We start from the raw sequence: 18,834 nt of genomic DNA, 5'->3' as shown, positions 1-18,834 counted from the left end.
TCAGCGCGAAACGACTTCGGTGGCGGCGAAGAAGTAGGCGATTTCAATCGCGGCATTCTCGACCGAGTCCGAGCCGTGGGCGGCGTTGGCATCGATGGATTCGGCGAAGTCGGCGCGGATGGTTCCCGCAGCGGCTTCCTTCGGGTTGGTGGCGCCCAGCAGGTCGCGGTGGGCCAGGACGGCGTTCTCGCCTTCCAGGGCCTGGATCATCACCGGGCCGGAGATCATGAACTCGACCAGCGCGTTGAAGAACGGACGCTCGCGGTGCACGGCGTAGAAGCCTTCGGCTTCACGGCGCGACAGCTGCTTGTACTTGGCGGCCACGACCTTCAGGCCGGCCTTCTCGAAGCGGGCGTAGATTTCGCCGATGACGTTCTTGGCAACGGCGTCCGGCTTGATGATCGAAAGGGTGCGCTCCAGCGCCATGGGATGTCTCCAATGGAATCGGGCCGCTGATGGCCCGAAGGGTAACATGAAAAAAACCCGCGTCGGGACGCGGGCTTAGCCTGATAAACGTAGGCGAATTGTAAAAGATAAAGCGCTGGCGTGGTAGTGCCGGCCGCTGGCCGGCAGGCTGGCGCCCCATGGGCTGCCCGCGGTTGCCGGCCAGCGGCCGGCACTACCCTCCGCGCCCATTCACCCACCTGAGCAGATTCTGACCGCCCGAGGCATTTTTGCTGCACTGCAAAATGCCATACGCTACCGTCTGGTCCTAGTATCAAACAATCGTTTGATTAAGGTCCGCCCGCCGATGGCCAAACCCGCCCACTTCTCGACCAAGGACCGCATTCTCGGCGCGGCCGAGGAGCTGTTCGCACAGCACGGCTTCGCCGGCACGTCGCTGCGCCAGGTGACCAGCCAGGCCGACGTCAACATCGCTGCGGTCAACTACCACTTCGGCTCCAAGGAAAACCTGGTCAACGAGGTGTTCCGCCGCCGCATGGACGAGATGACCGGCGCCCGCCTGTCGCAGCTCGAGCGCGCCCGCAGCGAACACCCCGGGCAGCTGCGCCCGGTGCTGGCCGCTTTCGTCGAGCCGGCCCTGGCGCTGGCCCAGGACCGCCAGAACGGCGGCGCCTTCGTGCGCGTGATCGCCCGCGCCTACGCCGAGAAGAACGACAACCTGCGCAAGTTCCTGTCCGACCACTACGGCCACGTGCTGCGCGCGTTCGGCAGGGCCATCGGCGAGTGCGTGCCCGACCTGAGCAAGGAAGAGCTGTACTGGCGCCTGGACTTCCTGGCCGGCTCGCTCACCTATGCCATGGCCGACTTCGGGCTGATCAAGCGTCCCGCCGGTGTCACCGAAGCGGCGCATCGTGCCCATGCCGCCCACGAACTGATCCATTTCGCCGAAGCCGGGTTCCGCGCCGCCGCACGCGCCAGCGCCCTGCCCGCTTCCCTTTGATTCCACCCAGTAACTGCTGACCAACAAAGGCCCTACACCATGTCCAATTCCCTGCTAGTCCGCCGCGCCGCCGTGCTGGGTGCCGGCGTCATGGGTGCCCAGATCGCCGCCCACCTCACCAACGCTGGCGTCGACACCGTGCTGTTCGACCTGCCTGCCAAGGAAGGTCCGGCCGACGGCATCGTGCTGAAGGCGATCGCCAACCTGGGCAAGCTGAGCCCGGCGCCGCTGGCCAGCAAGTCGCTGGCTGAAGCCATCACCCCGGCCAACTACGAGTCCGGCCTGGAGCAGCTGAAGGACTGCGACCTGATCATCGAGGCCATCGCCGAGCGCATGGACTGGAAGCAGGACCTGTACAAGAAGATCGCGCCGTTCGTGGCCGACCACGCGGTGCTGGCCTCCAACACCTCGGGCCTGGGCATCAACAAGCTGGCCGACGTGCTGCCCGAGCAGCTGCGCCACCGCTTCTGCGGCGTGCACTTCTTCAACCCGCCGCGCTACATGCACCTGGCCGAGCTGATCCCGGCCACCACCACCGATGCCGCCGTGCTGGCAGGCCTGGAAGAATTCCTGGTCACCACCCTGGGCAAGGGCGTGGTGTACGCCAAGGACACCCCGAACTTCATCGGCAACCGCATCGGCGTGTTCTCGATCCTGTCCACCATCCACCACACCCAGCAGTTCGGCCTGGGCTTCGATGAAGTGGACGGCCTGACCGGCCCGCTGGTCGGCCGCCCGAAGTCGGCCACCTACCGCACCTCCGACGTGGTCGGCCTGGACACCATGGCCCACGTCATCAAGACCATGGGCGACACCCTGCCGAATGACCCGTGGCATGAATTCTTCAAGTCGCCGAAGTGGCTGGACGCGCTGATTTCCAAGGGCGCGCTGGGCCAGAAGACCGGCGCCGGCATCTTCCGCAAGGTCGGCAAGGACATCGTGGTGCTGGACCTGGAGAAGCAGGACTACCGTCCGGCCGACCGCGCTGCCGCGCCGGAAGTGGTCGAGATCCTGAAGATCAAGAACCCGGCCGAGAAGTTCGCCAAGCTGCGCGAGAGCCAGCACCCGCAGGCGCAGTTCCTGTGGGCAACCTTCCGCGACCTGTTCCACTACAGCGCCTACCACCTGGCCGACATCGCCGAGACCGCGCGCGACGTCGACCTGGCCATCCGCTGGGGCTACGGCTGGTCGCTGGGCCCGTTCGAAACCTGGCAGGCCGCGGGCTGGAAGCAGGTCGCGCAGTGGATCGCCGATGACATCGTCGCCGGCAAGAGCATGAGCAACGCTCCGCTGCCGGACTGGGTGTTCGATGGCCGCGACGGCGTGCATGCCGCCGAAGGCAGCTACAGCCCGTCGCGCAACGCCAAGCTGCCGCGCTCGTCGCTGCCGGTGTACCAGCGCCAGCGTTTCCCGGATCCGCTGCTGGGCGAGAAGTTCGCGCCGGGCGAGACCGTGTTCGAGAACGACGGCCTGCGCATGTGGCACGACGGTGATGGCATCGCCGTGGTCAGCTTCAAGACCAAGATGAACACCGTGTCCGACCAGGTGCTGGACGGCCTGCAGGAATGCGTCAGCCGCGCCGAGAAGGACTTCCAGGGCCTGGTGATCTGGCAGCAGAAGGAACCCTTCTCCGCCGGCGCCGACCTGGCCGGCGCGCTGGGCCTGCTGCAGGCCGGCAAGGTCGACCAGTTCGAAGAAATGGTCGCCAACTTCCAGCGCACCAGCCAGCGCATCAAGTACTCGCTGGTGCCGGTGGTGGCCGCCGTGCGCGGCCTGGCCCTGGGTGGCGGCTGTGAGTTCCAGATGCACAGCGCCAAGACCGTGGCCTTCCTGGAAAGCTACATCGGCCTGGTCGAGGCCGGCGTCGGCCTGCTGCCGGCAGGCGGCGGCCTGAAGGAACTGGCCGTGCGCGCCTCGCAGGCCGCAGGCCCGGGCGGCGACGTGTTCGCTGAACTGAAGAAGACCTTCGAGACCGTGGCGATGGCCAAGGTGTCCAACTCGGCGGTCAACGCCAAGGAACTGGGCCTGCTGCGCAGCACCGACAAGGTGGTGTTCAACAGCTACGAGGCGCTGCACATCGCCAAGGCCGAAGCGCGCGCCCTGGCCGAAGCGGGCTACCGTCCGCCGCTGCCGGCACGCCGCATCCAGGTCGCCGGTGACGTCGGTATCGCCACCTTCAAGATGATGCTGGTCAACATGCTGGAAGGCCGTTTCATCAGCCCGTACGACTACGAGATCGCCGAGCGCATCGCCACCGTGCTGTGCGGCGGCAAGGTCGACCGCGGCACCCTGGTCGACGAAGAGTGGCTGCTGACCCTGGAGCGCAAGCACTTCGTCGAACTGGCCCAGCAGGAAAAGACCCAGGCCCGCATCGCGCACATGCTGAAGACCGGCAAGCCGCTGCGTAACTGATTGATGGCGGGTGCCGACCCCAGGTCGGCATCCCTCTGCCTCTGGTGGGTGCCGACCGTTGGTCGGCACTCCGGCTAAAAAATTCGAGAGATCACTGCAATGACCAAGCAAATCCAGGACGCCTACATCGTCGCCGCCACCCGTACCCCGGTCGGCAAGGCGCCCAAGGGCATGTTCCGCAACACCCGCCCCGACGACATGCTTGCGCACGTGCTGCGCAGCGTCGTCGCCCAGGCCCCGGGCGTGGACGTCAACCGCATCGATGACGCGATCATCGGCTGCGCCATGCCGGAAGCCGAGCAGGGCATGAACGTGGCACGCATCGGCGTGCTGTTGGCTGGCCTGCCGAACACCATCGCGGCGCAGACCGTGAACCGCTTCTGCTCTTCCGGCCTGCAGGCCGTGGCGCAGGCCGCCGACGCGATCCGCCTGGGCAACGCCGACCTGATGCTGGCCGGTGGCACCGAGTCGATGTCGATGGTGCCGATGATGGGCAACAAGATCGCCATGGCGCCGAGCGTGTTCGACAACGACCACGTCGCCATCGCCTACGGCATGGGCATCACCGCCGAGAAGGTGGCTGAAGAGTGGAAGGTCTCGCGCGAAGACCAGGACGCCTTCGCCCTGGCCTCGCACCAGAAGGCCATGGCCGCGATCCAGAACGGCGAGTTCAAGGACGAGATCAGCCCGTACGAAATCGTCTCGCACCTGCCGGACCTGGCCGACGGCCAGCGCATCATCACCCGCAACAAGATCGCCGACACCGACGAAGGCCCGCGCCCGGATTCCTCGGCCGAAGGCCTGGCCAAGCTGCGCCCGGTGTTCCGCAACGGCCAGTTCGGCGGCACCGTCACCGCCGGTAACTCCTCGCAGATGAGCGATGGCGCTGGTGCGGTGCTGCTGGCCTCGGAGCAGGCGATCAAGGACTACGGCCTGACCCCGCTGGCCCGTTTCGTCAGCTTCTCGGTGGCCGGCGTGCGCCCGGAAGTGATGGGCATCGGCCCGATCGCCGCAATCCCGAAGGCACTGAAGCAGGCCGGCCTGACCCAGGACCAGCTGGACTGGATCGAACTGAACGAAGCGTTCGCCGCGCAGTCGCTGGCAGTGATCCGCGATTGCGGCCTGGACCCGGGCAAGGTCAACCCGCTGGGTGGCGCGATCGCCCTGGGCCACCCGCTGGGTGCGACCGGCGCGATCCGTACCGCGACCCTGCTGCACGGCCTGCGTCGTCGCCAGCAGAAGTACGGCATGGTGACGATGTGCATCGGCACCGGCATGGGCGCGGCGGGTATTTTCGAAGCGCTGTAAGGTTCAAGCGCTGCCGGTCGGGATGTCGGCGTACTGCAGGGCCCGGGTGGGTGAGGCTGCCCGGGACACGCCGTAAACCCGTCCCTGGGGGCTTGGCAGCGGCATCCATGCCGCTGACAGTCCCGGTCAGCCTCACCCACCCGCGCCATCCATCATTCCGCGCGGCGGAAGGGTGAGCAAAGGCAGGATCAAGAGCTGGGTCAGAGCCCTTTGCTGCGCGAAGGGATCTGACCCCAACAAGCAAAAAAGGCAGCCAGTGGCTGCCTTTTTTGCTTTTGCCTTTGCCTTTGCCTTTGATTCCGCCCTTCCCGTCCGCGCCGCACGGAAACTGTCGAGAGGGGGCGGATGGCCCTCTCCAAAACCGTTGGCGCCATGGGCCCAAGGCATGCCTTGGGCGGGTTGGGCAGGACGCCCAACCCCGGTCTTGCCGTGTGCGCAGGACAGTGCACACGAGCAAGGCGCCATCGAGCACCATGGAAGGGCTTTGGCGTGTTTTGGAGAGGGCCATCCGCCCCCTCCCCCACGTATCAATCAAGGCGCCGCACGGAGCGCTTGATAAAACCCTTATTCCGCCAGCATCGCCGCCAGCTTCTCCCGCGCCGGGCCAGCCAGCTTCGGGTTGTCCAGCGCGAAGCGGATCGTCGCCTCCACCAGACCCAGGTGCGTGCCGCAGTCGAAGCGGGTGCCCTCGAAGCGGTAGGCATCGACCTCTTCGGTCTTCAGCAGCTGCGCGATCGCATCGGTCAGCTGGATCTCACCACCGGCACCGCTGCCGGTCTGTTCCAGCAGCTCGAAGATCTTCGGGCTGAGCACGTAACGCCCGACCACGGCCAGGTCGCTCGGCGCGTCCTCCGGCTTCGGCTTCTCGACGATCTGCGAAATACGGCCCTTGCGGCCATCGAACGCCTCGGTGGCGACGATGCCGTAGCTGGCAGTCTTCTCGTGCGGCACGTCTTCAACCGCGATCACGCTGGCGCCACTGGCTTCGTTGAGGTCGGCCATCTGCTTCAGCGCGCCGGCACCGCGGTTCCAGATCAGGTCGTCGGGCAGCAGCACGGCGAAGGGCTCGTCGCCGATCACAGCCTTGGCACACAGCACCGCGTGCCCAAGGCCCAGGGCCTCGGCCTGCGTGACAAAGATCGCGCGGACGCCGTTGGGCAGCACGTGCCGGATCAACTCCAGCTGTTCCTGCTTGCCAGCGCGCTCGAGCTTCTGCTCCAGCTCGTAGGCCTTGTCGAAATAGTCGGCGACCGCGTGCTTGTAGCGATTGGTGATGAACACCAGCGTGTCGCAGCCGGCTTCGATCGCCTCATCCACGGCGTACTGGATCAGCGGCCGATCAATGATCGGCAGCATCTCCTTCGGCACAGTCTTGGTTGCTGGCAAAAAACGCGTTCCCAGTCCTGCCACCGGGAAAACTGCTTTGCGAATTCGCTTGCTCATTGGTGCCTGTTGGCCTCACGTGCCGGGAAAGGCACGACTTTAGCGGATGAAATGTAAGCATCCTGTTCGATTGGCGAGAATTCCGGCATCGTCGCAAACAGGATTTCCTGGATGCTGGCGGTGTCGTAGCTGGCAATCGCCTCACGCAGGCGTGGGACGTTGCCCAGCACCAGATCCCGCGAGAACGTGCGCACGCCGGCCTCGAGAATCTTCGGGTGCGCGGTCGAGCGGTAGTCTTCGTCCGAATAGAACAGCGTCTCGTGCAGCTTCTCGCCCGGACGCAGGCCGGTATAGATGATCTGGATGTCCTTGTACGGCTGCTTGCCGGTCAGGCGGATCATCTGTTCGGCCAGCACGCGGATCGGCACCGGCTCGCCCATGTCGAGGGTGTAGATCGCGCCATGCGACGCCGAGGCGGCCGCCTGCAGGATCAGCTGGCAGGCCTCGGGGATGGTCATGAAGTAACGGCTGACTTCCGGGTCGGTGACAGTGACCGGCCCGCCACGCAGGATCTGTTCGCGGAACAGCGGCACCACGCTGCCGGCCGACGCCAGCACGTTGCCGAAGCGCACCGTGACGAAACGGGTATGCGTGGACTTCTGGTCCAGGCTCTGGCAGATCATCTCGGCGTAGCGCTTGCTGGCACCCAGTGCATTGACCGGGTCGACCGCCTTGTCGGTGGAGATGAACACGAAATGCTCCACGCGCGCTTCCAGGCAGGCCCGGGCCACGTTCTCGGTCGCCAGGATGTTGTTGCGCACCGCTTCGCGCAGCTGGCGTTCCAGCACCGGCACATGCTTGTAGGCGGCCGCATGGAAAGCGGTATCGACCGGGTGCAGCGACAGCGCGTAGCGGATCACCGCGGGGTCACCACAATCGCCCAGCACCGCCTCGATCTCGACATCGGGGAAGCTGCGACGCAGCTCGCCTTCGATGGTCAGCAACAGCAGTTCACTGATCTCCAGCAGGATGATGCGACCGGCGCCATGCCGCGCGCACTGGCGACACAGCTCCGAGCCGATCGAACCACCGGCACCGGTGACCATCACGGTGCGCCCGCCCAGCCAGCCGCGGATCAGGTTCCAGTCCGGCATGATCGGCTTGCGGCCCAGCAGGTCCTCGATCGCCACTTCCTTCAACTGGCCCGGCAGCGACTGGCCCTGCAGGATGTCACTGAGCTTGGGCACGGTACGGAACGGCACGCCGGTGCTTTCGCAGATCGCGACGACGCGCTGCATGCCCGCGGCATCCAGCGACGGCATGGCAATGACCAGCAACTTGGCAGCGGTCTCGCGGACCACCGTCGGCGCGTCATCCAGGGTGCCGAGGATCGGCAGGCCCTGCAGCTTGGCACCACGCAGGTGCGGTGCATCGTCGAGCAGGCCGACCGGCTCGAAGTTGCCGGAACGGCGCAGGTCGCGCACCAGGGTTTCGGCAGCCTGGCCGGCGCCGAGGATCAGCACGCGGCGGGCGCTGGAATCGGACTGCAGTGCCTGGTAGTCCTTCCAGGCGCGGTACAGCAGTCGCGGCGCGCCCAGCAATGCCGACAGCGCGAATGGATAGATCACCAACACCGACATCGGTACGCCGTCGAAGCGCTTCCACATCAGCACCAGGACGATCGCCAACATGCCGATGAAGCTGGCCTTGAAGATGTTCAGCAGGTCGCTGACGCTGGCGAACCGCCACAGGCCGCGGTACAGGCCCACGCGCCAGAACACCAGGCCCTGCAGCAGTAGGACCAGGGTGGTATCGACGTTCCACAGGGGCAGTGCCGGGGCGTTGGGCAGGATCGAGTAACGCCCTGCATGGAGCAACTGCCAGCATGCCCAGACCATGAAGAGGTCGTGGCAGACGATGGCCGAACGCGGCATCAGGCCGAGGATTCTGTCCCGCCAGGGTGAAGCCATAAGTCAGGTATTTCCTTGTCGGTGGCGCATTCCATTGCGCAGGAGGAGCCAGAGGACGCTCAACGCGATGAACCACGTGATCGCCACGACAGCCTCCCACCTCGGCTGCAAATTGGAGCAGACATTGAACACTGTAATACTGAACAGGCCCAAAGCAAAGTACATCCCTGTCACCTGGGGGTGACTGGCTCCTGCCTGCACCGCGCGCTGGTAGACGTGCTGGGTATGGGGTTCCATCCAGCGTTGTCCGGAAATGATGCGCGCCAGCAGTGTGAAGCCGGCGTCCACGAGGAACGGCGAAACCGGCACCAGCAGCAGGATCCAGTTGATATCGGTGCGCACGCTGGCGAGCGCCAGCACGGCGGCGACCGCATACCCCAGCGCGCCGCTTCCGACATCGCCCATGAAGATCCGGGCCCGAGGGAAGTTGAACGGCAGGAATCCAAGGCAGGCCAGGCCCAGGGCCACGGCAGCCAGCGAGTACGGCCACGGCAGCACCGGCGCCAGCCCCAGCATCGCCACGACGGCCTGGCTGGCAGCAATGCCATTGATGCCGTCCATGAAATTCCAGATGTTGATCAGCGAGGCGGTGAACAGCAGCACCAGCGCCGCCAGCAGCCAGCTGCCACCATTCACCTTGACCAGGCCAGCCAGCAGCGCTGCGGCGATGAAATGCACCAGCAGGCGACGCATCGCCGGCAGGGGCTTGTGGTCGTCCCACCAGCCGATGCCGGCCACCAGCACCAGCCCAAGGCTGGCCACCAGCACCGTCGGCGTGCTTTCAGGCCAGGCCCAGATTGCCACGCCGGCCGTCACCAGCAGGCTGATGACGATGGCGATGCCGCCACCGCGCGGGGTGGCGACGCTATGGCTGCGGCGTTCGCCGGGCTGGTCCATCAACTGCTGGCGCAACGCATAGCCGCGTGCAGCCCAGGTCAGCAGCGCGCTCAGCAGGGCGAGCCCCAGCAGCGCGCCCATCACAAGCCAGGGCATGGATCAGAGCACCGCGTAGTTCAGCAGCGGCTTGACCGTCCCCCACTCCTTGCAGCTCGGGCACTGCCAGTGGTGGGTACGCGCACCGAAACCGCAGCGGGTGCAGCGATAGGCCGGGTTGCGCACCAGCAGCTGGTCGGTGATGTGCTTGAGGTCATGCAGGGTGGCGGTGGAATCGGCCCCCTCGGCGAGGGTCAGGTCGATCAGCGCGGACTCGCCACGGACCGACGGGCGATCCTTGAGCTGGCGACCGAGGTAGGCACGGGCCGGCGCCACGCCTTCCTGCTCTTCCATCAGCCGGGTCAGCGCCAGTACCGGGGCGATGCCGCGGTAGTGCTCGGTCATCTCCGACAGGAACGCGCGTGCGCCCGCCAGATCGCCGACCTTGCGATAGTTCTGCATCAGTGCCGGCAGCAGTTCCGGCAGGTATTCGGGGTCGTTGCGCGCGGCGCGCTCGAAGGCGCGCACGGCGGCCTCTGGATTGCCCGCGTCGGTTTCCAGCCGGCCCTCGATGATGCCGGCGCGCACCGACATCGCGTCGGCCTGGTAGGCGCGGGCGATCGCCGCCCTCGCCTCTTCCAGCTTGCCGGCGCCACGGAAACGTTCGGCCAGTTCGCATTCGAACTGCCCGATCAGCTTGCCCATCGGCTCGCCGGTGACGTCCTCGAAACGGGTCGCGTTGTCGATCGCCTTTTCCCAGTCGCGCTCGGCCTGGTAGATGCCGATCAGGTGCTTGAGCGCCTGCGGTGCACGCTGATCCAGCTGCGCCAGCTCGGTGAACACGGTCTCGGCGCGATCCAGCAGGCCGGACTTCATGTAGTCCTCGCCCAGCGCCAGCAGGGCCTGCACGCGTTGCGCGTCACTCAGGTCGTGGCGGTTGACCAGCCCCTGGTGCAGGCGGATGGCGCGGTCGACTTCACCACGACGGCGGAACAGGTGGCCCAGCGCGACCTGGGTCTCGAAGGTTTCCTTGTCCAACTCGGCGATGTGCAGGAACAGCTCGATGGCCTTGTCCGGCTGCTCGTTGAGCAGGTAGTTCAGGCCACGGAAATAGGTGCTCGACAGGCGGCTGACCTGGCTGTCACCGTGGCGTTGACCACCACGCCGCCCGATCACCCACCCGGCCAGTGCGGCCAGCGGAACGAACAGGAAGAACCAGAACCACTCGGTGACGAAATCCATCTTCGATCAACGTCCATCAAAAGATTGGGGGGAAGCGACCGGTGCCGGCGAGGCGACAGCGGACTTGTTGGCCCGGCGCAGCTGGCCATAGAGCGGAATGACCACGCTCACCAGCACCAGCCCGGCACCGACCACGACACCGACCAGCAGCGCGGCGATCAGGGCCACGCCCACCGAGGTGTGCAGTTGGGTAAACAGCAGGTTGATCGACATCGCGGTCATGTTGACCGCACCGATGATCAATCCAAGGATCAGCACCGCCAGCAGGACCAGCAGACGAAAAACCTTCATGCGACAGCTCCAGTGGCAGGAGTCCGTAGCTTATCCGACTCGCGGCTGGATTCGCACGCGGTGGCGCGACGGAAGGCTCAGGCCGGATCGGCGTCCAGCGGCAGCACACTGCTGACCCGCTCGCGCAGTTCCTTGCCCGGCTTGAAATGGGGGACATGCTTGCCCGGCAGGGCAACCGATTCGCCGGTCTTCGGGTTGCGACCCAGGCGCGGCGGACGATAGTGCAGCGAGAAGCTGCCAAAACCACGGATTTCGATGCGATCCCCGGCGGACAGCGATCCGCCCATCATTTCCAGCAACGACTTCACCGCCAGATCGACATCATCGGCCTTCAGGTGCGCCTGGCGGCGCGCAAGGATTTCGATCAGTTCGGATTTGGTCATTACCGGCTCACATCAGGGGCATCTCAGCCTGAAACGGCCCGGGCAATGCCCGGGCCGTCCAGGAAACAACGAACAGCGTAAGGCCGATTACTCGGACTTGTTGCCGTTCAGCTGTGCACGCAGCAGCGCGCCCAGCTGGGTGGTGCCGCTGGAAGCCGAAGAGGACTGGTATTCCTCCAGCACTTCGCGCATTTCCGCGTCGTCCTTGGCCTTGATCGACAGCTGCAGGGTACGGCCCTTGCGGTCCATGCCCACGAACTTGGCTTCGACCTTGTCGCCGACCTTCAGGTGCTGGGTGGCGTCGTCAACGCGCTCGTTGGCGATGTCGCGGGCCGAGACGTAACCTTCGATGCCGTCAGCCAGCTCGATGATCGCGCCCTTGGCGTCGACTTCCTTCACCACGCCTTCGACCTTGGAGCCCTTCGGATTGGCAGCCATGTACTGGCCGAACGGATCCTGCTCCAGCTGCTTCACGCCCAGGGAGATGCGCTCGCGCTCCGGATCGACAGCCAGGACGACGGCGTCCAGGGTATCGCCCTTCTTGAAGTTGCGAACGACGTCTTCGCCGGTGGTGTTCCAGCTGATGTCGGACAGGTGGACCAGGCCGTCGATGCCGCCGTCCAGGCCGATGAAGATGCCGAAGTCGGTGATCGACTTGATCTGGCCCGACACCTTGTCACCCTTCTTGTGGGTGGCAGCGAAGGTTTCCCACGGATTGGCGGCAACCTGCTTCATGCCCAGCGAGATACGGCGACGCTCTTCATCGACGTCCAGCACCATCACTTCGACTTCATCACCAACCTGGACAACCTTGGACGGGTTGACGTTCTTGTTGGTCCAATCCATCTCGGAGACGTGCACCAGGCCTTCGACGCCCGGCTCGATCTCAACGAACGCACCGTAATCGGTGACGTTGGAGACCTTGCCGAAGACGCGGCTGTTGGCCGGGTAACGACGGCCGATGTTGTCCCACGGATCCTCGCCCAGCTGCTTCAGGCCCAGCGAAACGCGATTGCGCTCGCGGTCGAACTTCAGCACGCGGACGTCCAGTTCGTCGCCGACGTTCACGACTTCCGACGGGTGACGCACGCGCTTCCACGCCATGTCGGTGATGTGCAGCAGGCCGTCGATACCGCCCAGGTCCACGAATGCGCCGTAGTCGGTCAGGTTCTTGACGACACCCTTCAGGATCGCGCCTTCCTGCAGCTTGTCCATCAGCTGCTCGCGCTCTTCCGAGTGCTCGCTTTCGACGACAGCGCGGCGCGAGACCACGACGTTGTTACGCTTGCGGTCCAGCTTGATGAGCTTGAACTCGAGTTCCTTGCCTTCCAGGTAGGCCGGATCGCGCACCGGGCGCACATCGACCAGGGAACCCGGCAGGAAGGCGCGGACATCCTTGATGTCCACGGTGAAACCACCCTTGACCTTGCCGCTGATGCGGCCGGTGATGGTTTCGTTCTTTTCCAACGCTTCTTCCAGCTCGTCCCACACCATCGCGCGCTTGGCCTTCTCGCGCGACAGGACGGTTTCGCCGAAGCCGTTCTCGATCGAGTCGAGGGCGACCTTGACGATGTCGCCTTCGGCGACGTCGATTTCGCCAGCGTCGTTACGGAACTGTTCGATCGGCACGATGCCTTCGGACTTCAGGCCAGCGTTGATCACCACGACGTCGCCGCGGACTTCAACAACGGTACCGCTGACGATGGCGCCCGGCTTCAGCTTGGCCAGGTTGGCCTGGCTGGCTTCAAACAGTTCGGCAAATGATTCGGTCATTAGATTTACTCTGTTGGACACATGGGTCGGTGGCGTCCCCTTCAGGGGAATGGCGACCGCCCGCCTGTTGGTCGACCCCGGAAACGCAGGTCGTGTGTAGTAGGAAAACCGCCACGCATCATTGCGCGACGGAGCTGGTACAGCACTGCTATGCGCGACCACCGCCGATGCTGCTGGCAGTGCTCCCGCGCGAACGGATCAGGCAGCCGGAACCGGAAGCAGATCCATCACTCTGGCAACGACATCATCGATGCCGATGCCTGTGGTGTCGATGAGGACAGCATCGTCTGCCGGCTTCAGGGGCGCCACGGTACGCTGAGCATCACGGGCGTCGCGGGCCATGATCTCGCGCAGGAGGTCATCAAAGTTAACAGAAACCCCCTTGTCTTTCAACTGCTTATGCCGGCGCTCAGCGCGCTCCTCGGCACTGGCGGTCAGGAAGACCTTGTAGGAGGCGTCCGGGAAGATCACCGTACCCATGTCGCGGCCATCGGCAACCAGCCCCGGCAGCTCCCTGAATGCGCGCTGGCGCTCCTTCAGGGCAGCCCGGACCTCCGGAATGGCGGCAATGGCCGAGGCCAGCGCACCGGTGGTCTCCAGTCGCAGCTCGTCGGTGGCATCGGTGCCGTTGACCATGACCCGCATGGCATCGCCCTGCTCGACAAACTGAACGTGGGTGTCGAAGGTGCAGCGGACCAGCGCCGAGGCGTCGGAGGTATCGATGTCGGCCCAGCTTGCGGCCACGCCCACCGCCCGGTACAGCGCGCCCGAATCCAGGTAATGCCAGCCCATCCTGCGCGCGATGATGCGGCTGATGGTACCCTTGCCGGCCCCGGATGGGCCGTCGATGGTCAGGACGGGAGCGAGTGGATTCATGGGGGTCCCAGAGCGTGTGAAGAGGCCATTCTAGCCCCTGCCAGACGCCCCCAGCGGGATCTTTTGTGCAACCACTTGAAACCATGAGGAAAAGCCCGGTAGAATGGCGGGCTTGAACGAGCGTCAACTGCCGATTGTCTTTCGCATATCGCGGCCACGCTCCACCCGAACAACTACTGTTTACGCCGAGGTATGCCATGAAAGTCCTGTCCTCCCTGAAGTCGGCGAAGGCCCGTCACCGTGACTGCAAGGTCGTGCGTCGTCGTGGCAAGATCTTCGTCATCTGCAAGTCGAACCCGCGTTTCAAGGCGCGTCAGCGCTAAGCCTCACAGCCTTCCGGCTGCGGCTGGCCCTACGCGGGGCCGACCCGATGCAAGAAACCGCCTTCGGGCGGTTTTTTGTTTATGCGGCTTTTTCCTGCCGTTTTTGCTGTAATCGCCGTTCTTGACCACTGGGGAGTAGTTCGAGATGAAGCGTTACCTGTCCGCCCTGGCCATGCTGGCCACCCTGGCCGCCGCCACACCGGCGCTGGCCGATACCCTGCTTGTCGACCGCGCCCGTGAAAAACCGGCCGGTGCCCTGCCCGTGCGCGGTCAGAGCATGCAGCAGGTGCAGGCGCAGTTCGGCGCGCCCAACGAGCAGCTGCAGCCGCGTGGCGGGCAGAAGCGGCAGTGGCCGACCATCAACCGCTGGGTGTACCCGCAGTTCACCGTCTACTTCGAGAAGCAGAAGGTGATCAACGTGGTGGCCAACCAGGCGGACCCGAACGAAATCGGCCCGAAACCGCCGATCCGTTGATCCCATTACCCGCCGTGGGCGGGCCTGTGTAGCGAGACCATGAACCAGACCCTTCGTTTTCCTGCCGAGTGGGAAGCCCAGAGCGGCGTCCTGATTGCCTGGCCCACCGCCGACACCGACTGGGCCGACCGCCTGGGCCAGGTGGAAGAGACCTACATCGCCCTGGTCGCGGCCATCACCCGCTTCCAACCGGTGCTGATCTGCGTGGCCGACGATGATGTGGAGACCTATGCCGAGATGCGGCTGCGCTCCAACCGCATCGACATGGACAAGGTCCACTTCACCACGGCGGCCTACGACGATACCTGGCTGCGCGACTCCGGCCCGATCACCCTGCGCCGTGCCGACGGCAGCTTCCAGCTGCTGGATTTCCGCTTCACCGGCTGGGGCGGCAAGTTCGACGCCACCCTGGATGACCAGCTGGTGGGCGTGCTCGACCAGGCCGGCGTGTTCAACGACGCACCGGTGCGCAGCATTCCGTTCGCGCTGGAAGGCGGCGGCATCGAGACCGACGGCGAAGGCACCCTGCTGACCACCTGGAAGTGCCTGCACGAGCGCCACCCGGACCGCGACCGCGCCAGCCTGAGCGCCGACCTGGCCGACTGGCTGCAGCAGGACCGCGTGCTGTGGCTGGACCACGGCTACCTGGAAGGCGACGACACCGACGCGCACATCGATACCCTCGCCCGCTTCGCCTCGGCTGACAGCATCGTCTACCAGGCCTGCGACGACGAGAGCGACTCGCACTACGCCGAACTGCAGGCGATGGGCAAAGAGCTGGCCGCGCTGCGCACCAAGGACGGCCAGCCGTATCGCCTGTTCCCGCTGCCGTGGGCACAGCCGGTGATCGACGAAGGCCGTCGCCTGGCTGCCTCGTACGCCAACTACCTGATCGTCAACGGCGCGGTGCTGATGCCGGCCTATGGCGATCCGGCCGATGACCTGGCCCGCGACGTGCTGGCCCAGGCGCACCCAGGTCGCGAGATCGTGCAGGTGCCCTGCCGCTCGCTGATCTGGCAGAACGGCAGCCTGCACTGCATCACCATGCAGCTGCCGGCAGGGTTGTTGAAGGCCTGATGGATGCCGCCGGGCCCCGCCCGGCGCTCCCCCTGTAGAGTCGAGCCATGCTCGACTGGCTTTATGAGCCATGCTCGACTGGCTTTCCACGCGGCCTGACCGGAGAGCAGTCGAGCATGGCTCGACTCTACAAGGAGCGGGCCCATTCAGCGGCTGACACGCCGCAGCATCCCATCCGCGCTAACATGCAGGTTTTCCCCCGCAGGAACGCCCCGCATGAACTCGCGCAGCCCCCTTACCGTCGCCCTGATCCAGGAGCGCAACCACGGTGATGCCGCCGCCAACCTGGCGGTGATCGAAGCACGCGTGGCCGAGGCGGCTGCCCAGGGTGCCAAGCTGGTGCTGCTGCAGGAACTGCACAACGGCCCGTATTTCTGCCAGCACGAGTCGGTCGATGAGTTCGACCTGGCCGAGCCGATTCCGGGCCCGAGCACCGAGCGCCTGGGCGCGCTGGCGAAGAAGCATGGCGTGGTGCTGGTCGGCTCGCTGTTCGAGCGCCGCGCTGCCGGCCTGTACCACAACACCGCAGTGGTGTTCGAGAAGGACGGTACCCTGCTCGGCAAGTACCGCAAGATGCACATCCCGGATGATCCGGGCTTCTACGAGAAGTTCTACTTCACCCCGGGCGACATCGGCTTCAAGCCGATCGATACCTCGGTGGGCCGCCTTGGCGTGCTGGTGTGCTGGGACCAGTGGTACCCGGAAGCGGCACGCCTGATGGCGCTGGCCGGCGCCGAACTGCTGCTGTACCCGACCGCGATCGGCTGGGACCCGGACGATGTGCAGGACGAGAAGACCCGCCAGTGCGACGCCTGGGTGCTGAGCCACCGTGGCCACGCCGTGGCCAACGGCCTGCCGGTGCTGAGCTGCAACCGCGTCGGCCACGAGGCCTCGCCGCTGGGCGCGTCGGGCATCCAGTTCTGGGGCAACAGCCATGTGCTGGGCCCACAGGGCGAATTCCTGGCCGAGGCCGGCACTGACGCCACCGTGCTGCTGTGCGACGTCGACCTGCAGCGCAGCGAGCATGTGCGCCGCATCTGGCCGTTCCTGCGTGATCGCCGCATCGATGCATACGGCGACCTGCTCAAGCGCTACATCGACTGAGCCGGAGCCCGCGCATGGCCGTCCTCATCCGTGATGCCGGCCCTGCCGACATCAATGCGATCACCGCGATCTACGCGGTGGAAGTGACCGACTTCGTCAACACCTACGAGTACGACATCCCGGACGCGACCGAGATGCTGCGCCGCATGCGCGACATCATCGATCGCGGCTTCCCCTACCTGGTCGCCGAGATCGACGGCCAGGTCGCCGGCTATGCCTACGCCAATACCTACCGCACCCGCGTCGCCTACCAGTGGACCGTGGAGAACTCGGTCTACGTCGATGCCGCATTCCAGGGCAAAGGCGTCGGCACTGGCCTGCTGCAGGCCTTGATCGATGCCTGCGTGGCGCGTGGCTACCGGCAGATGGTGGCGGTGATCGGCGAACCGACCAACACCGCGTCGATCAAGCTGCACGAACGCTTCGGCTTCGAGCTGGTGGGCGTGTTCCGTGGCCTTGGCCGCAAGCACGGCCGCTGGCTGGATACCGTGCAGATGCAGCGCGCGCTCGGCGATGGCGCCGACACCGCACCTTCCAATGAATGAACCCATGACTGAAACCCTTCCCGAAACCGGCGACGACCTGTTCGCCGGCCAGCCGGTGCGCGTCGTCGAACGCGACGGCGTGCGTTACACCTTGCTGGGCACCGCCCACGTCTCACGCGCCAGCGTCGAGGCCGTTGAAAAGGCCATCGACAGCGGCCGCTTCGATGCCGTTGCCGTTGAACTGGACCCGCAGCGCCTGCAGGCGCTGAGCGACCCGGACACGCTGGCCAAGCTCGACCTGGTCGAGGTGATCCGCAAGGGCCGCGTCGCCCTGTTCGCCGCCAACCTGGCCCTGTCCGCCTACCAGCGCCGCCTGGCCGAGCAGCTCGACATCGAGCCCGGTGCCGAACTGAAGCGCGCGGTGGAACTGGCACGCGAGCGCAACCTGCCCGTGCACCTGATCGACCGCGAGGTCGGCCTGACCTTTCGCCGTGCGTCGCAGCGGCTGGGCTTCTTCGGCAAGCTGAAGCTGGTCGCCGGGCTTGGCGCCGGCCTGTTCTCGTCCGAGGAAGTGGGCGAGAACGAGATCGAGAAGCTCAAGCAGGGCGACATGCTGGAATCAAGCTTCGGCGAGTTCGCCAGCGAGAGCCCGGCGCTGTACGAGACCATCATCGGCGAGCGTGACCGCTACATGGCCACGCGCCTGCGCGAAGAACACGATCCGCAGCAGCGTGAGGTGCTGGCAGTGGTCGGTGCCGGTCACCTTGCCGGGCTGGCCCGCTACCTGGAAACCGACACCGAGGTACCGGCGCCGCTGCGTGCCGAGCTGGAGGCGGTGCCGAAGAAGCGCAACATTCCGTGGTTCACGCTCGGCATCCTGGCGATCGTGGCGACCGGCATCGGCGTGGGCTTCTACCGCGGCGGTCTGGGCGTGGGCACCGAGCTGCTGGCGACCTGGGCGATGTACACCGGCGGCCTGGCGGGCCTGGGCTGCCTGCTGGCCGGCGGCCACCCGCTGAGCATCCTCACCGCGATCGCGGTGGCCCCGTTCAAGCCGTTCCGCCTGAGCATCCCGACCGGTGCATTCTCGGCGCTGGTGGAAGCGCGGCTGCGCAAACCAGCGTACGAGGACTTCCTGAAGCTGCGCGATGATGCGCAGAGCCTGAAAGGCTGGTATCGCAACCGTGTCACCCGCGTGGTGCTGACCTTCATGCTGACCAACCTGGGCAGCATGCTGGGCCTGTGGCTGACCACGTTCAAGGTCTGGGGCAAGGTGGCGGGCTGATGGTCCCGCCGGGCATGGCCCGGCGGAAAAAAAAAGGGGGAGGCCGCCCCACTACGACCGGCCTCCCCCACACCACAACACGTTGTCGCTCCCTACGGTCGAGCAAGCT

At 65.7% G+C, this 18,834-nt stretch carries 18 protein-coding genes; 9 read left to right on the top strand and 9 right to left on the bottom strand.

Features of this window, described 5'->3' with window-relative positions; translation table 11 throughout:
- Entirely contained in the window at nucleotides 1-426 is a 426-nt protein-coding gene (ndk, locus tag AB1281_RS07395; protein WP_008265389.1) for a nucleoside-diphosphate kinase, read from the bottom strand.
- A 325-nt stretch (nucleotides 427-751) separates the two neighbouring features.
- Here ndk and AB1281_RS07390 point away from each other — a divergent pair, with 325 nt between their 5' ends.
- The 3 genes from AB1281_RS07390 (at nucleotide 752) to AB1281_RS07380 (ending at nucleotide 5,125) form a co-directional block, all read left to right on the top strand.
- Complete coding sequence (locus AB1281_RS07390; protein ID WP_430345455.1) at nucleotides 752-1,405, top strand: TetR/AcrR family transcriptional regulator; 654 nt, start codon at nucleotides 752-754, stop codon at nucleotides 1,403-1,405.
- A 39-nt stretch (nucleotides 1,406-1,444) separates the two neighbouring features.
- Nucleotides 1,445-3,817: a 3-hydroxyacyl-CoA dehydrogenase/enoyl-CoA hydratase family protein gene (locus tag AB1281_RS07385; RefSeq protein ID WP_430345454.1), complete on the top strand. Its 2,373-nt coding sequence runs from the start codon at nucleotides 1,445-1,447 to the stop codon at nucleotides 3,815-3,817.
- A gap of 99 nt (nucleotides 3,818-3,916) precedes the next feature.
- Complete coding sequence (locus AB1281_RS07380) at nucleotides 3,917-5,125, top strand: acetyl-CoA C-acyltransferase (protein WP_049436339.1); 1,209 nt, start codon at nucleotides 3,917-3,919, stop codon at nucleotides 5,123-5,125.
- A 564-nt stretch (nucleotides 5,126-5,689) separates the two neighbouring features.
- Here AB1281_RS07380 and galU read toward each other — a convergent pair.
- The 8 genes from galU to cmk all read right to left on the bottom strand — a co-directional run bounded on the left by galU (nucleotide 5,690) and on the right by cmk (nucleotide 13,976).
- Complete coding sequence (gene galU / locus AB1281_RS07375; RefSeq protein ID WP_049445751.1) at nucleotides 5,690-6,568, bottom strand: UTP--glucose-1-phosphate uridylyltransferase GalU; 879 nt, start codon at nucleotides 6,566-6,568, stop codon at nucleotides 5,690-5,692.
- A complete protein-coding gene (locus tag AB1281_RS07370) occupies nucleotides 6,565-8,478 on the bottom strand; it encodes a polysaccharide biosynthesis protein (RefSeq protein WP_430345453.1) in 1,914 nt (637 codons plus the stop codon). The genes galU and AB1281_RS07370 overlap by 4 nt, the downstream gene beginning before the upstream one ends.
- 3 nt (nucleotides 8,479-8,481) lie before the next feature.
- Nucleotides 8,482-9,471, bottom strand: coding sequence for an MraY family glycosyltransferase (locus tag AB1281_RS07365; RefSeq protein ID WP_430345452.1), 990 nt, complete (start codon nucleotides 9,469-9,471; stop codon nucleotides 8,482-8,484).
- 3 nt (nucleotides 9,472-9,474) lie between these two features.
- Nucleotides 9,475-10,653 (bottom strand): lipopolysaccharide assembly protein LapB, encoded by a 1,179-nt coding sequence (gene lapB, locus AB1281_RS07360; RefSeq protein ID WP_005416232.1) that lies wholly within the window; start codon nucleotides 10,651-10,653, stop codon nucleotides 9,475-9,477.
- Between the two features lie 6 nt (nucleotides 10,654-10,659).
- Complete coding sequence (locus AB1281_RS07355; RefSeq protein WP_014036895.1) at nucleotides 10,660-10,944, bottom strand: lipopolysaccharide assembly protein LapA domain-containing protein; 285 nt, start codon at nucleotides 10,942-10,944, stop codon at nucleotides 10,660-10,662.
- 77 nt (nucleotides 10,945-11,021) lie between these two features.
- Nucleotides 11,022-11,327 (bottom strand): integration host factor subunit beta, encoded by a 306-nt coding sequence (locus AB1281_RS07350; RefSeq protein ID WP_005409286.1) that lies wholly within the window; start codon nucleotides 11,325-11,327, stop codon nucleotides 11,022-11,024.
- An 87-nt stretch (nucleotides 11,328-11,414) separates the two neighbouring features.
- Nucleotides 11,415-13,100, bottom strand: a complete 1,686-nt coding sequence (gene rpsA / locus AB1281_RS07345; RefSeq protein WP_005416230.1) for a 30S ribosomal protein S1 — start codon at nucleotides 13,098-13,100, stop codon at nucleotides 11,415-11,417.
- Nucleotides 13,101-13,298: 198 nt separating this feature from the next.
- Nucleotides 13,299-13,976 carry a (d)CMP kinase gene (gene cmk, locus AB1281_RS07340; RefSeq protein ID WP_014036894.1) on the bottom strand — a complete coding sequence of 226 codons (678 nt, stop codon included), beginning with the start codon at nucleotides 13,974-13,976 and terminating at the stop codon, nucleotides 13,299-13,301.
- Nucleotides 13,977-14,173: 197 nt separating this feature from the next.
- Between cmk and ykgO the strand changes: the two genes are divergently transcribed.
- From ykgO to AB1281_RS07310, 6 genes are all read left to right on the top strand, one after another.
- Nucleotides 14,174-14,299, top strand: coding sequence for a type B 50S ribosomal protein L36 (ykgO, locus tag AB1281_RS07335; protein WP_005409283.1), 126 nt, complete (start codon nucleotides 14,174-14,176; stop codon nucleotides 14,297-14,299).
- Nucleotides 14,300-14,471: 172 nt separating this feature from the next.
- Entirely contained in the window at nucleotides 14,472-14,774 is a 303-nt protein-coding gene (locus AB1281_RS07330; RefSeq protein WP_430346980.1) for a hypothetical protein, read from the top strand.
- Between the two features lie 39 nt (nucleotides 14,775-14,813).
- A complete protein-coding gene (locus tag AB1281_RS07325) occupies nucleotides 14,814-15,851 on the top strand; it encodes an agmatine deiminase family protein (RefSeq protein ID WP_430345451.1) in 1,038 nt (345 codons plus the stop codon).
- A 216-nt stretch (nucleotides 15,852-16,067) separates the two neighbouring features.
- The gene (locus AB1281_RS07320) at nucleotides 16,068-16,955 is read left to right on the top strand and encodes a carbon-nitrogen hydrolase (RefSeq protein ID WP_430345450.1); all 888 of its coding nucleotides are present in this window, start codon (nucleotides 16,068-16,070) and stop codon (nucleotides 16,953-16,955) included.
- 14 nt (nucleotides 16,956-16,969) lie between these two features.
- Nucleotides 16,970-17,500 carry a GNAT family N-acetyltransferase gene (locus tag AB1281_RS07315; RefSeq protein ID WP_188489156.1) on the top strand — a complete coding sequence of 177 codons (531 nt, stop codon included), beginning with the start codon at nucleotides 16,970-16,972 and terminating at the stop codon, nucleotides 17,498-17,500.
- 4 nt (nucleotides 17,501-17,504) lie between these two features.
- Nucleotides 17,505-18,725 carry a TraB/GumN family protein gene (locus AB1281_RS07310; protein ID WP_430345449.1) on the top strand — a complete coding sequence of 407 codons (1,221 nt, stop codon included), beginning with the start codon at nucleotides 17,505-17,507 and terminating at the stop codon, nucleotides 18,723-18,725.
- Nucleotides 18,726-18,834: the final 109 nt, after the last annotated feature.

It is taken from the genome of Stenotrophomonas sp. NRRL B-14846 (assembly GCF_050473585.1).
In the GTDB taxonomy this organism is placed as follows: Bacteria; Pseudomonadota; Gammaproteobacteria; order Xanthomonadales; family Xanthomonadaceae; genus Stenotrophomonas.
The sequence above is the reverse complement of the archived record's forward strand: the minus strand, read 5'-3'. Positions and strand labels throughout refer to the sequence as shown.